This is a genomic window from Zymomonas mobilis (assembly GCF_006715975.1).
Taxonomy (GTDB): domain Bacteria; phylum Pseudomonadota; class Alphaproteobacteria; order Sphingomonadales; family Sphingomonadaceae; genus Zymomonas; species Zymomonas mobilis_B.
The window spans coordinates 836,984-860,845 of the sequence record NZ_VFOF01000001.1 but is presented as its reverse complement, the minus strand read 5'-3'; the positions used below and the strand labels follow the sequence as shown (position 1 = coordinate 860,845).

General features: G+C 44.9%; 27 protein-coding genes and 1 tRNA gene. 16 read left to right on the top strand and 12 right to left on the bottom strand.

Going from position 1 to position 23,862, the window contains the following annotated elements:
- Positions 1 to 17 precede the first annotated feature (17 nt).
- Complete coding sequence (gene thrS / locus FBY58_RS03805; RefSeq protein ID WP_141919564.1) at positions 18 to 1,997, bottom strand: threonine--tRNA ligase; 1,980 nt, start codon at positions 1,995 to 1,997, stop codon at positions 18 to 20.
- A gap of 261 nt (positions 1,998 to 2,258) precedes the next feature.
- Here thrS and FBY58_RS03800 point away from each other — a divergent pair, with 261 nt between their 5' ends.
- The 7 genes from FBY58_RS03800 (at position 2,259) to FBY58_RS03770 (ending at position 8,793) form a co-directional block, all read left to right on the top strand.
- Positions 2,259 to 3,002, top strand: coding sequence for a carboxylesterase (locus FBY58_RS03800; protein ID WP_141919563.1), 744 nt, complete (start codon positions 2,259 to 2,261; stop codon positions 3,000 to 3,002).
- Between the two features lie 25 nt (positions 3,003 to 3,027).
- The gene (locus FBY58_RS03795) at positions 3,028 to 4,047 is read left to right on the top strand and encodes a tetratricopeptide repeat protein (RefSeq protein WP_260432085.1); all 1,020 of its coding nucleotides are present in this window, start codon (positions 3,028 to 3,030) and stop codon (positions 4,045 to 4,047) included.
- Positions 4,048 to 4,259: 212 nt separating this feature from the next.
- Entirely contained in the window at positions 4,260 to 4,673 is a 414-nt protein-coding gene (locus FBY58_RS03790) for a VOC family protein (RefSeq protein WP_141919562.1), read from the top strand.
- A 44-nt stretch (positions 4,674 to 4,717) separates the two neighbouring features.
- A complete protein-coding gene (gloB, locus tag FBY58_RS03785; RefSeq protein WP_141919561.1) occupies positions 4,718 to 5,443 on the top strand; it encodes a hydroxyacylglutathione hydrolase in 726 nt (241 codons plus the stop codon).
- 37 nt (positions 5,444 to 5,480) lie between these two features.
- Complete coding sequence (locus FBY58_RS03780; protein ID WP_141919560.1) at positions 5,481 to 6,131, top strand: cysteine hydrolase; 651 nt, start codon at positions 5,481 to 5,483, stop codon at positions 6,129 to 6,131.
- Positions 6,121 to 7,245: a tetratricopeptide repeat protein gene (locus FBY58_RS03775; RefSeq protein ID WP_141919559.1), complete on the top strand. Its 1,125-nt coding sequence runs from the start codon at positions 6,121 to 6,123 to the stop codon at positions 7,243 to 7,245. The genes FBY58_RS03780 and FBY58_RS03775 overlap by 11 nt, the downstream gene beginning before the upstream one ends.
- Positions 7,246 to 7,425: 180 nt before the next feature.
- A complete protein-coding gene (locus FBY58_RS03770) occupies positions 7,426 to 8,793 on the top strand; it encodes a tetratricopeptide repeat protein (RefSeq protein ID WP_260432084.1) in 1,368 nt (455 codons plus the stop codon).
- Between the two features lie 72 nt (positions 8,794 to 8,865).
- On the opposite strand, the gene FBY58_RS03765 is transcribed toward FBY58_RS03770, so the two are convergent.
- From FBY58_RS03765 to FBY58_RS03750, 4 genes are all read right to left on the bottom strand, one after another.
- Positions 8,866 to 9,168 carry an SCP2 sterol-binding domain-containing protein gene (locus tag FBY58_RS03765; protein ID WP_141919558.1) on the bottom strand — a complete coding sequence of 101 codons (303 nt, stop codon included), beginning with the start codon at positions 9,166 to 9,168 and terminating at the stop codon, positions 8,866 to 8,868.
- A gap of 39 nt (positions 9,169 to 9,207) precedes the next feature.
- Positions 9,208 to 9,462: a glutaredoxin 3 gene (gene grxC, locus FBY58_RS03760; RefSeq protein WP_141919557.1), complete on the bottom strand. Its 255-nt coding sequence runs from the start codon at positions 9,460 to 9,462 to the stop codon at positions 9,208 to 9,210.
- 178 nt (positions 9,463 to 9,640) lie between these two features.
- A complete protein-coding gene (locus tag FBY58_RS03755; protein WP_141919556.1) occupies positions 9,641 to 10,267 on the bottom strand; it encodes a histidine phosphotransferase family protein in 627 nt (208 codons plus the stop codon).
- A 121-nt stretch (positions 10,268 to 10,388) separates the two neighbouring features.
- Complete coding sequence (locus FBY58_RS03750; RefSeq protein ID WP_141919555.1) at positions 10,389 to 10,832, bottom strand: Mov34/MPN/PAD-1 family protein; 444 nt, start codon at positions 10,830 to 10,832, stop codon at positions 10,389 to 10,391.
- Positions 10,833 to 10,887: 55 nt separating this feature from the next.
- On the opposite strand from FBY58_RS03750, the gene FBY58_RS03745 reads away from it, so the two are divergent.
- The 3 genes from FBY58_RS03745 to cysK all read left to right on the top strand — a co-directional run bounded on the left by FBY58_RS03745 (position 10,888) and on the right by cysK (position 13,932).
- Positions 10,888 to 11,841: an RluA family pseudouridine synthase gene (locus FBY58_RS03745; RefSeq protein WP_141919554.1), complete on the top strand. Its 954-nt coding sequence runs from the start codon at positions 10,888 to 10,890 to the stop codon at positions 11,839 to 11,841.
- A 52-nt stretch (positions 11,842 to 11,893) separates the two neighbouring features.
- Complete coding sequence (gene rpoH / locus FBY58_RS03740; protein WP_141919553.1) at positions 11,894 to 12,802, top strand: RNA polymerase sigma factor RpoH; 909 nt, start codon at positions 11,894 to 11,896, stop codon at positions 12,800 to 12,802.
- Positions 12,803 to 13,008: 206 nt separating this feature from the next.
- A complete protein-coding gene (gene cysK, locus FBY58_RS03735) occupies positions 13,009 to 13,932 on the top strand; it encodes a cysteine synthase A (protein WP_141919552.1) in 924 nt (307 codons plus the stop codon).
- A 40-nt stretch (positions 13,933 to 13,972) separates the two neighbouring features.
- On the opposite strand, the gene FBY58_RS03730 is transcribed toward cysK, so the two are convergent.
- Positions 13,973 to 14,392 (bottom strand): hypothetical protein, encoded by a 420-nt coding sequence (locus tag FBY58_RS03730; RefSeq protein WP_141919551.1) that lies wholly within the window; start codon positions 14,390 to 14,392, stop codon positions 13,973 to 13,975.
- A 104-nt stretch (positions 14,393 to 14,496) separates the two neighbouring features.
- Positions 14,497 to 14,862 carry an SH3 domain-containing protein gene (locus FBY58_RS03725; RefSeq protein WP_260432083.1) on the bottom strand — a complete coding sequence of 122 codons (366 nt, stop codon included), beginning with the start codon at positions 14,860 to 14,862 and terminating at the stop codon, positions 14,497 to 14,499.
- Positions 14,863 to 15,342: 480 nt separating this feature from the next.
- On the opposite strand from FBY58_RS03725, the gene FBY58_RS03720 reads away from it, so the two are divergent.
- Together FBY58_RS03720 and FBY58_RS03715 are read left to right on the top strand one after the other, a co-directional pair.
- Positions 15,343 to 15,432: transfer RNA gene (locus FBY58_RS03720), tRNA-Ser, on the top strand.
- Between the two features lie 190 nt (positions 15,433 to 15,622).
- Positions 15,623 to 16,540, top strand: coding sequence for a hypothetical protein (locus tag FBY58_RS03715; protein WP_141919549.1), 918 nt, complete (start codon positions 15,623 to 15,625; stop codon positions 16,538 to 16,540).
- Positions 16,541 to 16,572: 32 nt separating this feature from the next.
- On the opposite strand, the gene FBY58_RS03710 is transcribed toward FBY58_RS03715, so the two are convergent.
- The 4 genes from FBY58_RS03710 to FBY58_RS03695 all read right to left on the bottom strand — a co-directional run bounded on the left by FBY58_RS03710 (position 16,573) and on the right by FBY58_RS03695 (position 19,731).
- On the bottom strand, positions 16,573 to 17,046 hold the full coding sequence (locus FBY58_RS03710) for a nuclear transport factor 2 family protein (protein ID WP_141919548.1): 474 nt from the start codon (positions 17,044 to 17,046) through the stop codon (positions 16,573 to 16,575).
- 65 nt (positions 17,047 to 17,111) lie between these two features.
- The gene (locus FBY58_RS03705) at positions 17,112 to 17,327 is read right to left on the bottom strand and encodes a hypothetical protein (RefSeq protein WP_260432082.1); all 216 of its coding nucleotides are present in this window, start codon (positions 17,325 to 17,327) and stop codon (positions 17,112 to 17,114) included.
- A gap of 219 nt (positions 17,328 to 17,546) precedes the next feature.
- Positions 17,547 to 19,136, bottom strand: a complete 1,590-nt coding sequence (locus FBY58_RS03700; protein WP_141919547.1) for a peptide chain release factor 3 — start codon at positions 19,134 to 19,136, stop codon at positions 17,547 to 17,549.
- A gap of 322 nt (positions 19,137 to 19,458) precedes the next feature.
- Positions 19,459 to 19,731, bottom strand: coding sequence for a CsbD family protein (locus tag FBY58_RS03695; protein WP_141919546.1), 273 nt, complete (start codon positions 19,729 to 19,731; stop codon positions 19,459 to 19,461).
- Between the two features lie 223 nt (positions 19,732 to 19,954).
- Here FBY58_RS03695 and FBY58_RS03690 point away from each other — a divergent pair, with 223 nt between their 5' ends.
- The gene (locus FBY58_RS03690; protein WP_141919545.1) at positions 19,955 to 20,251 is read left to right on the top strand and encodes an antibiotic biosynthesis monooxygenase; all 297 of its coding nucleotides are present in this window, start codon (positions 19,955 to 19,957) and stop codon (positions 20,249 to 20,251) included.
- A gap of 117 nt (positions 20,252 to 20,368) precedes the next feature.
- On the opposite strand, the gene thiS is transcribed toward FBY58_RS03690, so the two are convergent.
- Positions 20,369 to 21,364, bottom strand: coding sequence for a sulfur carrier protein ThiS (thiS, locus tag FBY58_RS03685; RefSeq protein WP_141919544.1), 996 nt, complete (start codon positions 21,362 to 21,364; stop codon positions 20,369 to 20,371).
- Positions 21,365 to 21,442: 78 nt separating this feature from the next.
- Here thiS and aroQ point away from each other — a divergent pair, with 78 nt between their 5' ends.
- From aroQ to accC, 3 genes are all read left to right on the top strand, one after another.
- Complete coding sequence (gene aroQ / locus FBY58_RS03680; protein ID WP_141920604.1) at positions 21,443 to 21,883, top strand: type II 3-dehydroquinate dehydratase; 441 nt, start codon at positions 21,443 to 21,445, stop codon at positions 21,881 to 21,883.
- A 95-nt stretch (positions 21,884 to 21,978) separates the two neighbouring features.
- Positions 21,979 to 22,467 (top strand): acetyl-CoA carboxylase biotin carboxyl carrier protein, encoded by a 489-nt coding sequence (gene accB / locus FBY58_RS03675; protein WP_141920603.1) that lies wholly within the window; start codon positions 21,979 to 21,981, stop codon positions 22,465 to 22,467.
- 18 nt (positions 22,468 to 22,485) lie between these two features.
- On the top strand, positions 22,486 to 23,829 hold the full coding sequence (gene accC / locus FBY58_RS03670) for an acetyl-CoA carboxylase biotin carboxylase subunit (protein WP_141919543.1): 1,344 nt from the start codon (positions 22,486 to 22,488) through the stop codon (positions 23,827 to 23,829).
- Positions 23,830 to 23,862 lie beyond the last annotated feature (33 nt).

Genomic DNA, 23,862 nt, shown 5'->3' with positions numbered 1-23,862 from the left:
ACTGACCAATTCAGTCATTATTTTAGATCGGGCGGGGTTGCCTCCTCCAATAATAAGGCAATAGCGTCATCGACTGAAAGAATATTTTGGTCACGGCTGCCTAATTTTCGGATAGCAACCTTGCCTTCTTCAGCCTCGCGTTTACCGACAACTAAAATATTGGGTACTTTGCTCAGGCTATGTTCGCGAACTTTGTAATTGATTTTTTCATTACGAAGATCGGAAGTGACCCGCAGACCAGCAGCCTTCATCTTTTCAACGACTGATTTTGCAAAGTCATCAGCATCGGAAACAATCGTTGCGACTACCGCCTGAACCGGTGCCATCCAAAGCGGGAAACGTCCGGCATGATGCTCAATCAAGATACCAATAAAGCGTTCAAAGGTACCGATAACCGCTCGATGAAGCATGACAGGCCGCTTGCGGCTGCCATCTTCTGCGACATAGCTGGCATCCAGTCTTTCCGGCAAAACATAATCAAGCTGCAACGTGCCGCACTGCCATGTCCGTCCGATTGCATCAGTCAAATGGAATTCGAGTTTCGGGCCATAAAATGCCCCTTCACCCGGCAATTCTTCATAATCGGTGATGCCGACCTGTTCCAAAGCTGACCGAAGGCCGTTTTCGGCATTGTCCCACAACTCATCATCGCCGGCGCGCAGTTCAGGCCGCAAAGACAATTTAACGGCATAGCTGTTAAAGCCGAGATCACGATAGATCGAATCCAGAAGACTGACAAAGTCTTTTGTTTCGGTCACAATCTGTTCAGCCGTGCAGAAAATATGAGCATCATCTTGCGTCAGCTGACGTACCCGCATCAAACCATGCAAAGCACCATGGGCTTCATTGCGGTGACAACAGCCAAATTCAGCCATTCTCAACGGCAATTCACGATAAGAACGGATACCCTGCTTGAAAAGCTGGATATGCGCAGGACAGTTCATTGGCTTCAAAGCCATCAGGCTGCCCTTGCCCGACAATACAGGTTTGTCTGGGTCAGTACCGGGAATTTCGTCTGGGACGACGAACATATTTTCGCGGAATTTACCCCAGTGACCAGAGGCTTCCCATAAAGAAGCATCCATCAACTGTGGCGTTTTGACTTCTTTGTAATCCGCCCCTCTTAAACGACGACGGATATAGGATTCCAGCTGTAACCAGATGGTATAACCATGTGGATGCCAGAAAACCGAACCCTGTGCTTCCGGCTGTAAATGGAACAAATCCATTTCCTGCCCGATACGACGATGGTCACGTTTTTCGGCTTCTTCCAGTCGTTCCAGATGTGCCTTCAACTGCTTGGCATCTAACCAGCCAGTGCCGTATATACGGCTCAACATGGCATTGTTCTGGTCACCACGCCAATAAGCCCCCGAAACGCGGGTTAATTTAAAGGCTTTCGGATCAAGCTTGCCCGTCGAAGGTAAATGAGGCCCACGGCACATATCGAACCATTCTCCGGCACGATAAATGGTCAGATCCTGTCCTTCTGGCAATTCTTTTGCCCATTCGGCCTTAAATTTTTCGCCCTGTTCCTCCCAAAGGGCGATCAATTTATCCCGTTCCCAAACTTCCCGTACCAAAGTGTTGTTGCTGGCGATAATTTTCCGCATTTCAGCTTCAATAAGCGGTAAATCTTCTTCGGTGAAAGGCCGATCATTGGGTGCGAAATCATAATAAAAACCGTCATCCGTAACCGGCCCAAAAGTAATCTGGGTATCCGGAAATAGATTCTGCACAGCTTCTGCCAGAACATGAGCATAATCATGCCGCACCAGTTCAAGCGCTTCGGCTTCATTCTCGGCAGTAATGATTTCCAACCGGCCATTTTCCAAAAGCGGCTGAGAAAGATCTATAATCTGACCATTAAAACGGGCTGCCAAAGCCTTTTTGGCAAGGGACGTAGAAATAGAGGCGGCGATCTGGGTGGTAGTAGTGCCCTGCAGAACCTCGCGCTCCGAATTGTCAATAAGCGTGATCCTGATCTTCTCAGCCATTCTCGTCTTTCTTTTATTTCAAAGATGTTAATATGGAAGCGGCAAGCCGCTTTAGAGGCTTATGCGCGGTCTTACCCTTGTCTTGCAACCTCTGATGTGCACTAATGATACATTATATCATCAATAGCAAGCCACAGCGATTATAGCACATAAGATAGACCCCTAATAAAAAAAGCGTTAAAGAGGTTAGCCTTATAAATCCAGTAAGTAAGCTGGCGTTATGCTATAACTGACAGTTTTTAAAGTAGGCTTATTACGACGATGACAAGTGCTTTTATTAAATCCGCTCACGGAAAACATCTAGCGTATCATAAATTGGAAGGGGCTGGTCCCACCATCGTCTTTTTACCCGGCTATATGTCGGATATGCATGGTTCCAAAGCGATTGCATTAGGGGCATGGGCTGCTGAAAATAAGCGTTCTTGTCTACGCTTCGATTATTCCGGTTGCGGTGAAAGCGAAGGCGATTTCACGGACGGAACTTTGACCGAATGGCTGGAAGATAGCTTATCCGTCATTGATCAATTAACCCAAGGGCCTTTGATTCTGGTCGGTTCCTCTATGGGGGGCTGGTTAATGCTGTTGGTCGCTCTCAATCGTCCTGATCGGGTGGCGGGATTAATCGGTTTGGCACCTGCCCCCGATTTTACCGAATGGGGATTTATCCCCGAAGAAAAAGCCACGATCCAAAAAGAGGGAAAGCTTGTGATCCCCATGGATGAGGCTGGTCACGAAGCTATCGTCACAAAAGCTTTTTGGGAAAGCGGCCAAAAACATCTGGTTATGAATCAAGACATTGCGATTCATTGCCCGATACGCCTTATCCAAGGCCAAAAGGATACAGAAGTGCCGTGGCAACGGGCATGGATGCTTTCTGAAAAATTGATTTCCGATGATATCCGAATCACGATGGTCAAAAATGCCGATCATCGCTTATCGCGTTCGTCTGATATTCATCTCATCATCAATACGCTTTCGCAGTTACTAGCCGAAATTCCGGCCTGATCCTTTTTTTGGTAAAAAATCAAATATGATTCTTCTTCCTCTTCTAACCTTGCTTGCAGCAGCAGATCAGGTGGCTTCACCAGTTTCAACGGATGCGCCTACAGAACAGATATCAGAGATTCCGTCTCTTTCTTTGCCAAAGGCACCCGTTTTTCTGGCAACCGGTCCTCGGGAAGAAATCAAAAAGCCGGTTGAAGTCCCTAAACCGGCTGCAACGGCCAAGACAGAAGCCGGGAAAAAAAAGAACACCAATCGTAAGAAAGAAAAGCAGGATAACGATACTTTGAAGGTTATCGTGCCGAATGCCAGTCTGAAACAACGTTATGACCAATGCGTTGGCATGATTGATCAAGATCCAGAACAGGCCGCCGAAATTGCCAATACATGGCGGTTAAGCGCTGGTGGCGTGCTGGCGAACCAATGCCTCGGCATGGCCTATGTCGCCCTTGGACGTTATTCTGCTGGCATGGATTCTTTTGAGCAAGCCGCCAGAGAATCCGATCTGGAACATGACGGGCGATCAGCTATTTTCTGGAATCAGGCGGGTAATGCCGCTTTGGCGAACCAAGATCCGGGTGCCGCGCGCAATGCTTTTGACCATGCCTTGATGTCCCCCGCTATGCCGGACAAAATGCGCGGTAACACTTTATCAGATCGCGCCCGCGCAGATGTCTCGGTCGGTGATTATGCCATGGCGCGGCAGGATATCGACAGGGCTTTAAAATTTATTCCAAAAGATGGCACTATCTGGCTGATGTCAGCAACATTGGCACGACATCAAGGTGATCTGACCCGCGCTAAAAATGATATTACCGAAGCTGAACGGGTCGCACCTCTTGATACCCATATTTCTTTTGAAAAAGGCCTTATCTATGCGCTTTCTGGCGATAACGAGACGGCGAAAGCGGCATGGGAAAGAACGATCAGAGCGAACCCAAAAGCCGAGATTGCCGATGTTGCCCGAAAAGCCTTGTCGGAAATAGACGAACCACAAAGTAACACTGCACCTTCGGGACAGACCACCAATCCATCAAAGCCCCAATAAAACAGATATTTTCCTAATCTCAATTAGGATTGTTGCTACCTAGAAAAGAAAAGCAATAAGGGCTGATAGGAGAAAAAATTCAAGCGCATCACGGATAAAGCAGCATTTCTTCAGATTTTTTTATATGAAGAGAATGGTTGCAGTCATTTTGCAAAAACCGGTATTTATCCTGATTAAGGTAGAATTTTCTTTCGTTCTGAAAGGCATAAGTGATGCGTTACATCCATACGATGATCAGGGTATCTGACCCTGACGAAACGATCCGTTTTTTTAATATTCTTGGTCTTGAGGAAGTTGGACGCGTTAACAATAATGAAGGTCGCTTTACTCTGATCTATCTCGCCGTGCCAAACGACAATGTGCAGGTCGAATTGACATGGAACTGGGATGGAAAAGGCTATGAAGGCGGACGAAATTTCGGTCATCTCGCCTTTGAAGTCGATAATATTTATGAGAGCTGCCAAAAAATGATCGATGGCGGCTATGTAATCAATCGCCCTCCCCGTGACGGATGGATGGCTTTCATCAGAACACCCGACCATATTTCTATCGAGTTACTGCAAGCAGGTGACAAGCTAGAACCGATAGAGCCTTGGAAATCCATGCCTAATACCGGTAGCTGGTAAAATCCACTTTCAATAGTCGTTTTGCCGGGAAAGGGATGTCTAAAATGTCTATCGAAATAGTTGCTGTTCCAGCCTTTGAAACCAATTACATCTGGCTGATTCATGACAAAGTGAGTGATAACACCATTGTAGTCGATCCGGGACAAGCGGAACCCGTTCTGGACTTTGTCAAAAAGCAGAATTGGACAATAGCCCAGATATGGAACACCCATTGGCATAATGACCATACTGGCGGCAACGAACTGATCAAAGCTGAAACCGGTTGCAAGGTTATAGGACCGACCCGTGAAAGCCATCCTATACCGGCGATTGATCTTAAGGTCGATGAAGGCAATGACGTCGCAATGGATTCTATTCTCGCCAAAGTAATGGCAATACCTGCGCATACGCTTGGCCATATTGCCTATTATATCCCTGATCATCGCCTCTTATTCTGTGGCGACACCCTTTTTGCGATGGGCTGCGGGCGGATATTCGAAGGCACGGCAGAACAGATGTGGCAAGCCTTGCAACGCTTTTCAGCCTTACCGCCAGAAACAAAAGTCTATTGCGGCCATGAATATACGCAGGATAACGGGCATTTTGCTCTAACAGTCGATCCCAATAATCAGGCTTTACAACAACGGGTAAAGGAAGTTGATCTCCTGCGGGCGCAAGGCAAGATAACCTTGCCAACGACGATTGCGCTGGAAAAGGCTACCAATCCTTTTATGAGGGCAAAAAATCCGGAAGAATTAGCCAAACTTCGCAAGGCTAAAGATATTTTCTAAAATATCGTTTTTCTTCTTTTCGATTTAAGGAAATATTGTGACCACAGATAAAGCGAAAAAGACAGCGCTTGTTTTGATTGAATATCAAAACGACTTTGCCAATCCGAATGGCGTTTTTTACGAAGCTGTCAAACCGGTGATGGATGCCAGCGGCATGTTGGAGAACACACAAGATCTGGTCGCAAAAGCACGGTCTTTGGGTGTGCATATTCTTTTTTGCCCGATCACCTTTACCGCAGATTACCATGAAATGAATCCTCAGACGCATGGCATTCTCAAAGCTATCCTTGAGAAACAAGCTTTTCAGCAAGGCTCTTGGGGTGCCGAAATCATCGAACAGATTCCCGTGCGTGAAACGGATATCATGGTGGAAGGCAAACGCGGATTATCTGCTTTCTATAGCACCAATCTTGATTTTATCCTGCGCCAGCTCAAAATTGAAACATTGGCAGTCGCAGGTTTCCTGACAAATTGCTGTGTCGAAGCAACACTGCGGACGGGCTATGAAAAAGGCTTTGATACAGTCGCCTTGACGGATTGCACGGCCGCTACCAGCGAAGAAGAACAACAATTTTCAGTTTCTAAAAACTTCCCGATGTTTTCGCGCCCCCTACCCTATCAGGATTTCCTGACCGAAATATCGACCGGCAATCGAACGGACACTTCCGGAGGTGGCTATGCCGGATAAAATAAAACAAACTGGAGAAAGTGATCTATTCTCGGCGCTTATTCCCGCATTGTTTAATAAGGCCCTTAGCTTAAGCAAATCAGGCCGGACAGAAGAAGCCCTTGTGGTTTATGCTGATCTGGATGATCGCCTAAAAGAAGCTGTCGAACCACAATGGCAACTCTATGCCGCCATGGTTCTTGCCAATCAGGCCAGTTGCCTTCGGATATTACAAAATCGCGAAGCTGAAATAGCAACACATGATCGACTAATTGATCGTTTTGGTGCCTTACCGGATACCGAACTTCAAATTTACGTCGGGAAAAGCCTTTTTGATAAAGCTGTTTTGCTCAGTAATGCCGAACAATATCCGGACGCTATTGCCGTCTATGATGCCCTTATTCAGCATTTCTCGGAAAACCCATTACCTATCTTGCAATCGGGAGTCGCCAAGGCTTTATTTAACAAAGCAAGCCTATTCAGCAAAATGAACGAGACAGAGCAAGCCATTGCTTGTTGTGATGACTTATTGGCGCGCTTTTCGGATAATACGGATCCCAATATTGAAAAAATTATCGCCAACACGTTGTTGAACAAGGCTGGCTGCATCGAAAAACTGCAACAGCATGATCAAATCATTGCGGCTTACGATTGTTTCCTGAAGCGCTTTTCCAATAGCGAAGAGGCTGATTTACAGCTTTGTCTGGCGTTGGTTTCGATCAAAAAAGCCGAAGCATTGAAAAATCATGAACAGCTTGAGGATGCTTTAGCTGTCTATGACGCCTTAATCAGCCGCTTTGAAAAAGAGACGACAGAAGAAATCATTTTCCAGATCGCCAAGGCCTATGTCAATAAAGCCGATATTCTGCATCGTTTACAAAGACGCGAAGAAGAGACCAATCTTTATACGGTCTTTATCGATCGTTTTCTGACAACAAAAGAGCCTAGCTTACAGATCGCGGTTGCAACTGGCCTCATCAAAAAAGCGACTAATCTGGTGGCGATGGGGCGCGTCGCAGAGGCGATTAGTTGTTATGACACCTTATTGAATTCACTGGATGCTGACGAAAATCAGGAACTCAAAAGATATCAAATTCTTGCCGAAAAAGAAAAAGATACTCTAGAAACCGCATAATGACAGGATAAAAGGGGCGTATTAAACGTGCCTTTTATCCTTATCCTCCTTTTTAATCCTCATAAGACAAAACGCGTTTTCTCCAATGTTTCGGATAGCGTCTTTTCCTCATGGTCTTTATAGCCATGAACTTTCTGTCTTATTTCATTTCTCAAAAGCGACGGCGAAGGCAAAACCAGCATGTCCACGACAAATACCGTAACCGAAAAGGCAAAAAGCCAGTTTGATAGCTTAATGGAAACCGCCGGAGAGCAAGATAACGAAGCCCGTTTAAAGGGATATGAAGAATGGCTGGCTTCTTTTTTTGCTGAACAGGAAAAGGATTTACAGCTTTATATTGCTATGATGATGGCTAATAAGGCCGTCTGCTTGGCTGCCATGAACCGGATTGACGAAGCCATTGCGGCCTATGACGAATTGATAGGTCGTTTTGTTGAAGCCGATGATATCAATTTACAGATTTTCGCCGGCAAGGCTCTCTTTGATAAAGCTGTTACGCTCCGCAAAGCCAAACGGAATGAAGAAGTTCACCCTGTCTATGATGAGCTGATTGATCGTTTCCGCGATAGTCAGGAATCCGAATTACAGATCTGTGTCGCCAAAGCCCTTTTCAACAAAGCGGGCAACCTTGATGCTGTAGACAAGGATGTTGAAGCCCTCGCCACTTATGACGAACTGATTTCCCTTTTTGCAGCTGCAAAAACCCCAGAGTTGCAGAATAATGTTGCCAAGGCCTTGTTCTATAAGGCGGTAACGCTGAAAAAACTGGAACGGACAGAAGACGAAATCGCCTGTTACGATCAGTTGATCAGTCTCTTTTCTGATGTGGATGACAAAGAAGTCCAGAACGGTATTGCCAAAGCACTCTTTAATAAAGCGGCGGCACTTTATCATATCGAACAGACTGATGAAGCTATCGCCGTTTATGATGCGCTTATCGCTCGATTTATCGAAACTGAAGACGACGCAACGGCTAAAATTGTTGCAAACAGCTTCTTCGAAAAAACAGGACTGTTAAGTGAACAGGGACGCATTGAGGATGAAATTGACGGCTACAACCGTTTCCTCGACCGTTTTTCCGGTTCGAATGATCCGTCTATCCATATCATGATTGCTACGGCTTTGATTAACAAAGCCATCAGCTTGGCACAGTTAAGACGGCTGGATGAATCATTGGCCAGCTATGACGATTTACTTAATCGTTTTGCTGACAGCGAAGACAAGAATATTCAAGTCTATGTCGCGCGCGCTTTGTTCAGCAAGGGAAGTCAGATCGGCGATAACGGCAATCCAGAAGTTGCCTTGCCTGTTTATGACGCATTTCTGGCGCGTTTTGGTAAAACCGAAGATGGCGGTTTACAGATCGGGGTTGCTACAACTTATCTGAAAAAAGCGATTTATTTAACCAATCTTGGCCGCTTCGATGAAGCAGAAGCCAGCTACGACCATCTGATTAACAATATGGACGCTGAAAAAAATATCACTCTGCGTCAATATATTGCGATGGCGCAACAGGGTAAAAGCGAGCTTGCAAAGCATCGCGTCTGATTTTTCAGATATCTTTTATGCATAAAAAAAGAAGCTCTGTCGAAACAGAGCTTCTTTTGTTTTCTGACAGGACTATCGCAAACTTTGGAATATTTGTTTTAACTGCATTGCAGGGCCCATAGCGCCTTTAACTTTAACCTTTCCGGTCATAAATGCCGTCATCGGGTTAAGCTTACCGTTGGCTAACGCCTGAAAATCAGCCCAGCTAAGGCTAATTATGCTATCGGCCTCTCCGTCATCTCTTTCTACCTTGCGGCTGATACCATCCAATAAGATGCTACCTTCCGGCCCAAAGTCGAATTTAATTTTCGAACCGGCTACATAGGCGTCACTTTTGGCGACTTTGGCGATAAACTGATCCTGCGTAAAATCCAAAATATATTCCTTCGTTGCTGCGAATCCGGTTCATCAAGCTTATTTTGCCAATAACGGATCAAGCTTGCCTTCGCTATTCAACTTCACCAGATCATCGCAACCGCCGACATGCTGATCATCAATGAAAATCTGCGGAACAGTCCGACCACCGGAACGCTTAATCATTTCGGTTCTTTTGGCGCTATCTTCCGTGACATCATATTCGTCAAAGCTCACGCCTTTTTCAGCGAAAAGGGCTTTTGCCCGCTTGCAATAAGGACAAACGCGCGTGGTATAAATTTCGATATGTGCCATGAAATAGTCTCCTAACGGTCAATGAAGCGAAGGCCGCGTCATCTCCAATCTTAAGATAAGAAAAAACCGACTGAATGTTACCGGTAACAAGCTACTATTTTAGCCATTATAGATAAAATAAAATATTGAAATCATAGTGATGCAATGAATAACAAAAATCCGAATATCGGGCTTATCCTCACATCATATTGATACCAAACAACAAAACATTCGGTTCTGGCCGGACAATTTGTAGATCCCCACCCCGTTCCTTGATCAGGGTATGGATCAGCCATGCCGCGATCAAACGAGGCGTTAATTGTTCCTGTGGTGTTTTACCCAACAAGGTCGCTTCAATTTGCTCATCAAAGACCAACCGCCGCCCTTCGGCGCGAATAACCATTTCATGGCCTTCGGCACCGATATCAAGATTACCCCCCCGAACCAAAGCATCGGAAGCAATAAGGGAAAGGTTAAGAAGAATACGGACGGCTTCTTTTTCCATGACAGGCTCATTCATCATCCAGCCAAGCTGAATACGATGATCAAAACCAAATAATCCGGCAATGGCTTCACGAATTTCCTCGGTATCTACCGCTTCGGAAAAACCACCGCCCTGCCCGAAAGCCAGCCGGAAAAATTTGAGCTTACTGGCTGATACCTTCGCACTTTCCGAAAGAAGGTCGATACAACGCGCCCGCATTTCTGGGTCATGTTCATCAGCCAATAACTCGATGCCGTTATTCATGGCACTGACAGGACTTAAGAGATCATGACAAAGCCGTGAGCACAGCAAGCTTGCCAGATGAATAGCTGTCATGGTCATAAAGTCAAAGATCCTTCAAACTGACATTTTTAATAAGGTTATCTTATTTTAAAATATAACGATTTAAGGCTATAGTAAAAAAGACTTTCCATAGCGTGTTGTTTAATATTGTCAGGCATATTTATTCAACAACAAGCCTGCAAGGGTGAAATATGCCTTCAACGGTTCCGTTTTTACCGGCATACCATCCTTCTATTTTATTGGAAGCGGCAATAATCCAATATTGCCCTTCATGCGCCAAGGCCGCATCACGGGGTGATGGACGGCAACTTCCTGAAGGATGGGAATGATAATGCCCAATGATCGAAAGTTGACGTTGGCGGACGCGCCGATGTGATTTAATCAGATCAGCAGCAGAGATTTCGAAAAAACGCTCTGGATATGCAGCTTTGTTCTGCATAGGCATAATTTCGATAACGCTTTCTCTTTTACCAATTAAAAGGCCACATATCTCCTTATCCGGGCTGGAGTGGCTAGCCTTTAATATCTTTTCCAGAAAAGATGGGGATACAAAAAGTTTCTTACCTTCTTTGTCAGAAGGCGGAATTCCATTAGTGAAAGTCATAAAGACTATCATGGCAAATCATCGGGACAAATCCAAGGGAGCTTGACGCAAAGTAATGCCGACAGAGCAAGTAATTTTAACAGAAGAGATGATCGGCTGGCGCTTGGATCGGGCTTTGGCCAATTTAATTACCCGTCTTTCGCGCGAAAGGCTGAAAAATCTGATTTCTTCTGGCTGTGTTTCGAACAGCCAAGGGGCATTGGTACGCGACCCTGCTTTTAAAATCAAAAGCGTTGATTCCTTTACAATCGATATTCCCCTCCCCCGTCCGGCACATAATGAAGCGCAGGATATCCCGCTGGATGTTGTTTTCGAAGATGAGCATCTGCTGATCGTGAATAAGCCGGCGGGCATGGTCGTTCACCCCGCCGCCGGTAATTATGACAAAACTTTAGTCAATGCCCTACTCCACCATTGTGCAGGCAAGCTGTCTGGCATTGGCGGGGTTGCCAGACCTGGAATCGTCCACCGTATTGATAAAGATACCAGCGGACTTTTGGTCGTGGCAAAAACCGATCCAGCACACACTGGCCTTGCGGCTCAATTCGCCGATCACTCAATCAATCGCCGCTATCAGGCCATTGTAGATGGCCATCCCAGCCTTCAAGGGCATGTTGATGCCCCCTTGGCGCGCTCCTCTGTCAATCGACAAAAAATAGCAATTGTCTCTGACGGGCGCGGCAAACGAGCGGTTACCCATTACCGAATGATTACGCCTTTAAAAAATGCTTCTCTAATAGAATGTCGATTAGAAACTGGCCGGACGCATCAAGTTCGAGTGCATATGGCATCAATCGGTCATTCTTTATTAGGCGATCCTGTTTATGGACGGAGCAAAAAGGCGCATCATGCGTTATTAGAATCGTTGGCTTTTCAACGGCAGGCTCTACATGCTGCCCATCTGGGTTTTATTCACCCTATTCTAGGTAAACAGGTGGACTTTGATGCGGAAATGCCCCAAGATATGCAGCTTTTGTTCAAGATGCTTATGATAAGCAATCGTAACTAAATAGCCAACTATTAGTAGGTAGCAAATTTGGGAAGACGGGAGAAAGATCAAAATGGCCACCAGTAGCACCCTTCCGGCAGTGGTTCCTGCATTGGGCGGTGACCAGAGTCTTAACCATTACTTGGCCGATATCCGCAAATTTCCGATTCTAAAACCAGAAGAAGAATATATGCTGGCTAAACGCTTTCAGGAACATCAAGATCCGAAAGCCGCCAGCCGTTTGGTCACCTCTCATTTGCGTTTGGTTGCCAAAATTGCGATGGGATATCGCGGTTATGGCCTGCCTGTTTCCGAATTAATTTCTGAAGGCAATATAGGCCTGATGCAGGGTGTCAAAAAATTTGACCCCGAACGTGGTTTTCGCCTCGCCACCTATGCCATTTGGTGGATAAAAGCTTCTATTCAGGAATATATCCTGCGGTCTTGGAGCCTCGTCAAAATGGGGACGACTGCGGCTCAGAAAAAACTGTTCTTCAATTTGCGGCGTTTAAAGAGCAATCTGAACGCTTTTGAGGACGGCGATTTAAAGCCAGATGAAGTCAAATCTATTGCGACCAATCTTGGCGTCAGCAGTGAGGAAGTCGTCAACATGAATCGCCGTATGGCGATGGGTGGTGACAGCTCTCTCAACGTCACAATTCGGGAAGATGGCGAAGGCCAGATGCAAGACTGGCTGGTCGATCAGGAACCCTTGCAAGATCAGCAAATCGCCGAAGAAGAAGAAAGCCTTGTTCGCCATAAATTGCTGATTGAAGCAATGGACAAACTGAATGACCGTGAAAAGCATATTCTGACGGAAAGACGGTTAAGCGATAACCCGAAAACACTCGAAGAATTAAGTCAGGTCTATGGCGTCAGCCGCGAACGCGTCAGACAAATAGAAGTGAGAGCTTTTGACAAGCTACAAAAGGCGATCATGGAAATAGCTGGTGACCGGAAATTATTACCGGCCATGGCTTAAAAACAGCCTTTTTCTGGTGTTATTCAAAACGCTCTGCCTTGATAAAGGCAGGGCGTTTTTGTTTTCAAGAAAAGAATTTCCTGACAGACTGATAGTAAAGTTTAATTGTCAGGCTAGTTCAGCTTTCTTTATAAAAAAACAAGCCCTACATACTGATGAATAGATGATTCTGTTTAGACAAATTTTTTCTTATAAGGACAGGACGAATGGCCAAAATCAATAGCATTTTAGAAGCGATCGGGAATACGCCTCATCTGCGCCTGAACAAGCTGTTTCCTGACCATGAAGTATGGATAAAAGTCGAAAAAAGTAATCCAGGAGGCTCAATAAAAGACCGTATCGCCTTGGCTATGATCGAAGATGCCGAAAAAAGCGGTAAATTGAAAAAAGGTGGCACTATTATAGAACCGACCAGCGGCAATACTGGTATCGGTCTTGCTATGGTGGCCGCGGTCAAAGGCTATAAACTGATTTTGGTGATGCCCGAATCCATGTCAATTGAAAGACGTCGATTGATGTTGGCTTATGGTGCCGGATTTGATCTAACCCCCAAAGAAAAAGGTATGGCCGGTGCCATAGAACGTGCAACCGAATTGGCCGCACAGACCGAAGGCGCATGGATTCCACAGCAATTTGAAAATCCAGCCAATATCAACATTCATGCAGCAACGACTGGCCCTGAAATTCTAAAAGATTTTGCAGATACACCGATTGATACACTAGTCAGTGGTGTCGGAACGGGTGGCCATTTGACGGGTATTGGTGAAAGCTTGCGTAAAGCATGGCCAGATATCCAGATTTTTGCGGTAGAACCAGCCACTTCACCGGTCTTGGCAGGCGGCAAGCCGGGGCCTCATGCGATTCAAGGCATTGGCGCTGGTTTTGTGCCAAAGAACCTACACCGTAATATTTTGAACGGCATTGTTGAAATTGAAAATGATGATGCCAAAAAATGGGCGTTACGTGCTGCTAAAGAAGAAGGCTTATTAGTTGGTATTTCAACAGGGGCAACCTTAGCCGCCATTGCTAAAAAGATAAAAGAATTACCGAAAAACAGCCGTATTCTCGGCGTTAATTACGATACTGGGGAAAGGTATCTCTCCGTGCCTGATTTCTTGCCAGAAGCCTGACCCAATCGCTTCTTAATAGTCTATCGGAAAGAGACGCGCATTAAGGCGCGCAATTTCCGATACGACGGGCATCTGCTTTAAAAGAAAAAGGCATCCGGCCAGATACACCTTGGCTATCAATACGGGCGCTGTGGCCGCTCTCAACATGAATAGTGGTACGCGCCCAACCAGCGTCACCACAGTTATATTCCATCACCGCAGAATCTGGTTTATTATCGACAACCAAAGCTTCACATTGATTGGATGAAATTGCACTATGCATTAACTGATGCGGGTTTCCTAAACAGACATCAGTTATCCCTTTGGGAAGCATAGATATCCGCCATTGGCCGCTTTCCAGCACAGATAACGCCATAGGTGTCGGTAAAGGTGGGGTTGCTAAAAGCGGAACCGCTGTAGAAAAAACAGTGACGCATAATAACCTGCTAAACCAAGAACGGCTTAAACTCAAAACTGCCATATTTTTTCCGTCACTGAATGATAGTAATTTTTCGATTTTGTACAAAAAATTGGTAATATTGTTAATAACACAAATATTATTTAATGTTAAAGCATTCAGGCCGATCACTTGATCTCTTCGTTGGGACCAACTCCCCATAAACTGCGGGTGTTCACATAACCAGTTTGTCCATGAATATTGAACAAGCACCAGTTTTGACGACATTTTGAAATACGCCCGATAACCCCACTTTCGGCACGCCAGACGATGGCCGCCGTTGCCGAAGGATCTGCGTATAGATTTTGTATTCCTGATCCATTCAGAATCGCTGTTCGCCGATCAGATAACAAAGCCGATGCAATCCATCCGCTGGCGCCATCAATATCTTCGACTTTTCTCCAATTCTCGTGACGGGCAACAACCTTCACGGGTAAGTCAGGGCGCTCATAATGCCAGATAGCAGGATAATTTGCGCCAGGACCGCTACGCATAAAGGCTTCGCTTGCACTGATAGAGGCCCAATAAGGTAAGCTTGTGTGGATTACCGCAGCCGATGCAGGGGCTGAAATAAAAAAACCAAGACTAAGACAAAAAATAAAAAATTGGGCTACAGCACAGAATAATATTTTTTCCCCTGACTGAAATACGCGCGCCATAATATCTGCCTAAGCCTAGCTATTGTTCGGAATATATCTTGATAACCAAGACTATTCTTTAATGGGACAGGAATATACTGATAAAAAAAGAACATCATGCGCAGGACAGGACTCTTCCGATCCTTTTGCATTTGATTAAAGCCCCTAAATCATATGTTCATTCTATCAGTCACGTCCTTATAGAGAAAAAATATCTAAATGAGAAAGCTTTAACATGCGTCATTCTTTAGAAAAAATACTTTCCTTATAAGATTTATGCTGCTACAGAGCGCTTTCCACACCGACTTCGATTGGTGACGATCGCATTTCTAAGCGGGAGAGGTGGTCGAGTGGTTTAAGGCAACGGTCTTGAAAACCGTCGTGCGTGGAAGCGTACCGTGGGTTCGAATCCCACCCTCTCCGCCATTTTTCTGAAAATTGTAATATTTCTGAAATCTATAAAAAGTAGCATTCAGGAAACAAATACAAGCTATAAATAGCGTAGCCATTAGTGTATTTTTGTTCTCTATATACCTAAAGGTAATTCTAAGAAAATTTTTTGTAAAAATACTTGGAGATTGAATAAGTATCTAGCTTTTCATGAAGGATAATAAATATGCTAAAACAGGAACAAATTGGAGATATACAATCTTCAAAAAACAATTTGATCCGTGAGCTTTTTGTCCGAACGGCTGATGAAAATTATATTACAGCGCGATGGTGTGCTATAAACCAGTTAAATGTAGATTTCTTCTGGCTTTCTGTTCATGCTTTAGAAAAATATCTTAAAGCAGTTCTTCTCATCAATGGCCAATCAGCGATAAGCCGACCACGTATAGACAATACGCAAAAATCTAAAGATTATTACGGTCATAACATCAAAAAATTGTACGCCGATGTAGAAGTATTATCCAAAAATTTGTTACCGAATAGTTTTTCTAAGCCCAATGATCTTCAAATCAATCGCTGGACAGACAAAAAGCCTAAAGAATTTATAGAACATTTATTCAAAAATGGAAACGCTGATAACCGTTACATGATCCATGGTTATTTAACAGATAGCCAAGATCTACATATGCTAGACCAGATGGTATTTGTAATTCGCCGTCTTATTTGCCCACTTAACCAAGTTTGGGGCATTGTGTGCAAAAACAGTGAAGGTAATAAAGACCCAAATATATCCAATAAAACAAACAAAGATATGCTCGCAGAAAATCCAAAATTCTATAAAAACATGGGAACAACATTAGATAATTTAATTGAGACAAGCGAAAATTCACCTAAACGTATAGCAGCCTTAAATTTCAATATAGAATTTGCGCCTAATAACTATCATCACACCCCTATTAGCTCAGGTAATTCTTTCCGTGAACGAACTATCACAAGCCGAATTATCACCCCTTTGAAGAGTCAAAACCCAGATCAAGTAGAGAATGGTATCGAGGTAGCCCATTGGTTTCTCGAAAACATAAAGATACCAAAAGAAATTGAGAAAGAAATCAGAAAGGCTATGGACGTGGCTGGATTCAAATGAAATATAAAATCTGATTTTAGCAATTAATAAAATTATAAACCTAATTCACTCAGTGACGGATGATCATCCGGCCGACGACCTATCGGCCAAAAGAAAAGGCGCTCACTTTCTTTTATCGAGATATCATTAATACTCGCTAGCCGCCGTTGCATCAGTCCGGCTTCATCAAATTCCCAATTTTCATTACCATAGGAACGAAACCATTCTCCTTCACTGTTGTGCCATTCATAGGCAAAACGTACGGCAATGCGGTTATCAGAAAAACTCCAAAGCTCTTTGATAAGTCGATATTCCTGCTCTTTTTGCCATTTATCACGCAAAAATTGGATTATTGCTTCACGCCTTTGAATAAAGGCACTTCGATTGCGCCAATAGCTATCAACAGTATAACTTAAAGCAATCTTTTCAGGATTTTGACTATTCCATGCATCTTCTGCCATTCGGACTTTTTGAGCGGCGACTTCCTTCGTCAAAAAAGGCGGTAAGGGAGGACGTGCATTATTCATATTTAAAGCCATTTCTATAAAAGGTAGCTTTGGTTTCAGCAAAAAAGCTATCTATTTCAAATACTCTATAATTTTTTACTAATCCCAAAATATATTTTTTCAGCAGGCATATCTTCATTCAAACCAACATTGGCACCAATATCTAACTGTATTTTTTTGGTTAACGCATAAAACAATGCACCATCGGCTTCATATTGGGTCGTTTTACCAGATGGGTCGCAATTTATTGCCAACCATAATTCACCGGTAATAGTCAGGCGATCAGTAATAGGATACGCCAAATTGCGCAAATTCTGAATGAAGCGGCGCTACTGTGGCCAGACTTTCTGCCAAAGATTATGCGAAATAAGCAAGTAACGTCCTAGGAAAAATGGCGCATCTCTATCGGAATCAAAAGATGGACACGCCATTTTCACCATGGAATAAATTGCAATTATTAAAGTGATTTAATGCAACGATTGCAAAAACACAGCTCGCAATTTTATTGTAAATTCATGAGACTAGCGTCTTTCACGGGTAGCCAAGAAACGGATAGCTGAATGGCGCTCGGAAACATAATTTAGTTCCCAACCATCCTTTGCCATAAAGATGGGAGCCTTATCACGATCCTCGGCAATCGAAGACTGATGTGTCGCAATAAAATCAGCCAGCATTTTTGGGTCATCACAGGCTAACCAACGGGCAGTCTGCCATGGCGAAGGTTCCAACGTTGCAGCAACCCGATATTCAGCATCCAGTCGGGAAATAAAGACTTCTAACTGCAATTGTCCGACGACACCGATAATCCATTGGCTGCCGATAACCGGATGGAAGACACGAATAATGCCTTCTTCGGCCATATCGTCGAGCGCTTTTCGGAGCTGTTTAGACTTTGTCGGGTCAGACAAAACGACGCGCCGCAGAATTTCAGGCGCAAAGTCAGGTAAACCAGTAAAGGTCAAACCTTGATTATTCTCGCTCAAAGTATCCCCAACCCGCAAGGTGCCATGGTTTGGAATACCAATAATATCACCTGGGAAGGCCTCATCAGCAACTTCACGGTTTTGAGCGAAGAACAGAATCGGGCTGTGGATTGAGATCGCCTTTCCTGTTCCAATCTGATTAAGCTTCATACCACGCCGGAACCGCCCTGAACAAAGCCGCATAAAAGCCACGCGATCTCGATGCGCCGGATTCATATTGGCCTGTACTTTAAAAATAAAGCCATTCACCGAAGGATCATCAGGATTAATCGGCTCCGGTTCTGCTGGCTGGGTTCGTGGGCCCGGCGCATGACGCGCAATCGCTGAAATAAGCTGCTCGACACCAAAATCTTTCAAAGCAGAGCCAAAATAAACAGGCGTCAAATCACCGGATTGATACGCTTTTTCATCAAATTCCGCATAGCCGACTTCAGCTAATTCGACTTCTTCCTTCAGACTATTACGGGCATTTTCTGAAATAAGCGTTTCCAGCTTAGGATCATCCAAACCTGAAATAACGGTTTCATCGCCTCGGAAAGCATGATTATCTTCATTCGAGGGCTTTAAGAGCTTTTTGTTTTCAATATCATACAGCCCCTCAAACAAGCCCCCCATACCGACAGGCCAAACCATAGGGCTAATATCCAAAGCCAACTGATCGGCAATTTCATCCAACAATTCGAATATCGGGCGCCCTTCCCGATCAACTTTGTTGATAAAGGTAATGATGGGCACTGAACGCAAACGGCAAACTTCAAAAAGCTTGCGGGTCTGGGCTTCGATACCGCGTGCAGCATCAATAACCATGACCGCAGAATCGACTGCCGTCAAAGTGCGGTAGGTATCCTCGGAGAAATCTTCATGCCCCGGTGTATCCAATAGATTGAAGGTCAAACCTTCATATTCAAAGGTCATCACCGAAGAAGTCACGGAAATACCGCGCTGCTGTTCGATTTTCATCCAATCCGAACGAGCGCGCCGGTTATCACCACGCGCTTTCACTTCACCGGCCAGATGAATGGCTCCACCGAAATAAAGCAATTTTTCGGTTAACGTCGTTTTACCGGCATCAGGATGAGAAATAATAGCGAATGTGCGTCTGTCTGGGCGTGAAGAATGAGCAGTCATGAAACCTGAATTCAAAAAGAAGCCTGTTAAAAAAACCGTCGTTTTCAACGATAGCAGGGTCAGGACGGCTTGATCTCCTAACCTTTGTCGCATGACATGAACAAAAATAATGTTTTTAGCAAGCAAAAGGCCAAAAGACGCGACAAAATGAATAACGACTATCTCTGATAAAGACGCAATATGCCTTACCCAAACGTCTTTAATCTAGAAATTTTATTGAGAAACCAAGCCCATAAGGGAAAGGCGCCGATTTTATAAAAACCGACGCCCAAGGGATATAGGGATAGGAGTGAAATTATAGGGTATAGCTATATTCGGTATTTTACTTCGTCTTCTTTTCGACAGAATCTTTGATGTCTTCGAATTTTTCCTGCGCCGTATCTTTCAAGTCTTCCAAAGTATCTTTGGCCTTGTCGATACCATCGCTGATGGCTTCTTTGGCACTACCGAAGGCTTTGGAGGCTGCACCCTGAGCCTGCTCAAGGATACCTTTGCTCTGCAATTCGGGATCATCGAGAGCGTTGCCGAGTTCTTCTTTACCCGCGCCGACGGCTTTTTGTGCTGTCCCTTTAATCTTGTTATAGGTACCTGACATATTTGCCTCCTCCGTTAAATTGAGACACTTAATCACGGTTATCTAAAGCAAAACCGCCTATTATTAAGTGAAATGACCATCAGTTGTTTTATAACTTATCAACGAAGGGGTAGATCAAAAGGTTCCCGTAACTATAAAATTTATTATCGAAAATGCTTTTTACAATTTACAGATAAATTTAACAATTTTAGCCTTCTTTGTTAAACTGATTAGGAGATGTTTTATGATTTATGAATTTTTGCAGATATCTATTAAAGAAAACGCAGAAGATTCTTTTATCGCGGCTGTCGAAAAGGCGAAACCTTTATTTTTAGACTCTCCGGGTTGCGAAGGTATGACTTTAACCCGCTCTCACGAACATAAAGGCCGTTTTTGTTTAGTCATTCGTTGGGAATCGATAGAAGCTCATGTCGAAGGCTTCCGCAAATCAGATGCTTTGCCACAATGGCGTGCCTTGGTTAACGAATATTTTTCAGAAGCCCCGAAAGGCGAACATCTCATTCCTGTCTTTGAAGTCTGATTGCCCTTCCTTTTTAGGCAAAAAGCGGACGCTAAACCTATGCTGGAGAAAAGTCCGCTTCAATAAGAAAAGCAGGCCAATAGCCTGCTTTTCCTGTTTTAAATTTTGATCTGATTATTAAATCAAACCAGCCAACGGACTGGATGGATCGGCATACATCCGCTTTCCCATACGTCCGGCAAGATAGGCCATACGTCCTGCCTCAACGGCAGATTTCATTGCCTGAGCCATCAAAATAGGGTTTTGGGCTTCTGCAATGGCCGTATTCATCAAGACTGCATCACAGCCCAATTCCATCGCGACAGCCGCATCAGAAGCCGTTCCAACGCCTGCATCCACCAAGACAGGAATTTTTGCGCCTTCAACAATCAAGCGCAACATGACAGGATTCTGTAATCCCAGACCAGAACCAATCGGCGCACCCAATGGCATAATCGCAACTGCACCGGCATCTTCCAGGCGTTTCGCCATGATGGGATCATCGCTGCAATAAACCATTGGCTGGAAACCTTCTTTTACGAGGGTTTCTGTCGCCTTTAAGGTTTCGACCATATCGGGATAAAGCGTGCGGGCTTCACCCAAAACTTCCAATTTAACCAACGTCCAGCCACCGGCTTCGCGGGCTAAACGAAGCGTTCTAACGGCTTCTTCCGCATTAAAGCAGCCTGCCGTGTTTGGCAAAAAACAATATTCTTTTGGATCGATGAAGTCAGTCAGCATGGGTGCTGATGCATCAGTCAAATTAACCCGACGCACAGCAACCGTTACGATTTCGGCTCCGGATGCCTTTAAAGCGGCGGCATTCTGGGCATAGTCTTTATATTTTCCCGTTCCGACGATTAAACGGGATTTGAATGTATGGCCTGCTACAGACCAGCTATCATCAGACATTATTTTATCACCTCCGCCAACAAAATGGACGATTTCCAATTGATCGCCTGATTCAATGGTCACATTACCGAGATCAGAACGCGGCACAATTTCAAGATTGCGTTCAACAGCCACCTTGGCGGGATTCAAGCCGAGCGTCTGAGCCAAGGCCGCAATCGTTATTCCGGCTTTAACCTGATGGGGTTCACCATTAAGCTTGATATTGATGAGACTATCACTCATGAAAAGCTGCCTTTGCCTAAGAAATCTATCCTGTTCTATAAAGAGCCTTTACCCCTACTCGCAACCGGAAGTAACATCATGGCAGAAAAGCCGATAATATTTATTCTGAATGGCCCGAATCTGAATCTTTTGGGATTGCGTGAGCCGACCATATACGGACATCAAACGCTTGATGACATTGCTAACAAGTTAAAAGTTAAGGCAGAAAGCCTTGATGTTACCGTAGAGATAAGACAATCTAACCATGAAGGGGCATTAATTGATTGGCTACAGGAGGCTCAGGCTGTAAAGGCAAAGGCCGTTATCTTGAACGCAGCAGCCTATACCCATACATCTGTTGCGATCTATGATGCGATCAGGGCTATAACGGTGCCAGTAATTGAGGTGCATCTTTCCAACCCCCATGCCCGCGAGGCTTTTCGCCATAAAAGCTATGTCGGAGAGGCCGCATTGGGGACAATTTCTGGTTTCGGCGCAAAAAGTTATGATCTTGCGCTGGACGCAGCCGCCAAGCTCTGACATGGCAGAGTCGGTATAACTGTCCGGTTATTACAGTTTATGCCTTAACAATTAATAAATGCCGGACAGACGGAATAATTTTCATGAGCGTAAGAATGACAGAAAAACACAAAGAAGCCATGCAAGTCGATCCCGAATTAGTGAATCAACTCGCAACTTTACTGGATGCGACGAACCTGACTGAAATTGAAGTGCAGGATGGCGACCGCCGTATTCGTGTCGTTCGCAACGCTACACCTGTCTATGCCCAGCCACCGGCAATGTCGGTTGCGCCAGCTATGATGGCAGCACCGGCAGCAGCAGCGACTCCGGCAGCAGCACCGGCGGCTCCAGCCGTAGCAGCGAATCATCCTGGCACGGTCTTTTCGCCGATGGTCGGTACCGTCTATCTTGCACCGGAACCAGGCGCTTCCAATTTTATCCATGTCGGTGACAAGGTTGAAAAAGGTGCCACCCTGCTCATCGTTGAAGCAATGAAGGTGATGAATCCGATCGTTGCACCAAAAAGTGGGGTTATCTCATCAATCATGGTTGAAAACGCCCAGCCGGTCGAATTTGATCAGCCCTTGGTTGTGATAGAGTAATTCCGTGGCCATTAAAAAATTCTTATCGCCAATCGCGGTGAAATCGCTCTTCGTATTCATCGCGCCTGCCATGAAATGGGCATCAAGACGGTAGCCGTTCACTCGACCGCAGATGATGACGCAATGCATGTCCGGTTAGCAGATGAAACTGTCTGCATCGGTCCCGCCCCTGCGGGTGAAAGCTACCTTAATATCCCGAATATTATTGCGGCGGCTGAAATCTCAGGTGCAGATGCTATTCATCCGGGATATGGATTTTTATCTGAAAATGCCCGCTTTGCTGAAATCGTTGAAAGCCATGAATTGATTTGGATTGGTCCCAAGCCGGAACATATCCGGATTATGGGCGACAAAGTTGAAGCGAAGCGCACTGCTGGGAAATTAGGTTTACCGCTGGTTCCAGGATCAGATGGCCCGCTCCATGATATAAAAGAAGCTAAAGCCGTTGCTGCCGAAATTGGCTACCCTGTTCTGATTAAAGCCGCTTCTGGTGGTGGTGGTCGCGGGATGAAGGTCGTTCAGGTCGAAGACGAACTTGAAACGCTTATGGCTCAGGCTAAATCCGAAGCGAAAGCCGCTTTTGGTGACGACACCATTTATATGGAAAAATATTTAGCGGCTCCACGCCATATCGAATTCCAGATTTTTGGTGATGGTGAAGGACAGGCTATCCATCTTGGTGAACGCGATTGCTCCTTGCAGCGCCGTCATCAAAAAGTACTCGAAGAAGCCCCTTCTCCAGTCATTACGGCAGAACAACGGGCTGAAATGGGTGGTATCGTTGCACAGGCCATGTCCGATATGCAGTATCGGGGCGCTGGAACGATCGAATTTCTGTATGAAAATGGGCAGTTCTATTTCATTGAAATGAATACCCGCCTTCAGGTCGAACATCCGGTAACAGAAGCTATTACCGGCCTTGATCTGGTACGGGAACAAATTCGTATCGCTGACGGCAAAGGATTATCACGCACTCAAGATCAGATTGTTTTATTGGGTCACGCGATTGAATGCCGGATCAATGCCGAAGATCCTGACAACTTCACGCCGTCACCAGGTAAAGTCAAAAATTACCATGTCCCGGGTGGCTTTGGCGTTCGTGTTGATAGCGGTCTCTACAGTGGCTATTCGATCCCACCTTATTATGACAGCATGATTGGTAAATTGATCGTGCATGGAGAAACAAGGCAGGAAGCAATCAACCGCTTATCCCGTTCTTTGGAAGAATTCATCATCGACGGAATTAAAACCACGATTCCGCTACAGCGATCACTTCTGACAAAAGAAGAATTTGTGGATGGTGATTACACGATCAAATCGCTTGAAGCATGGCTTGAAGAAAAAAGCCTGAAAAAACCCTGATTTAAAATCCATATAAATCAAAATAAAAAGAGC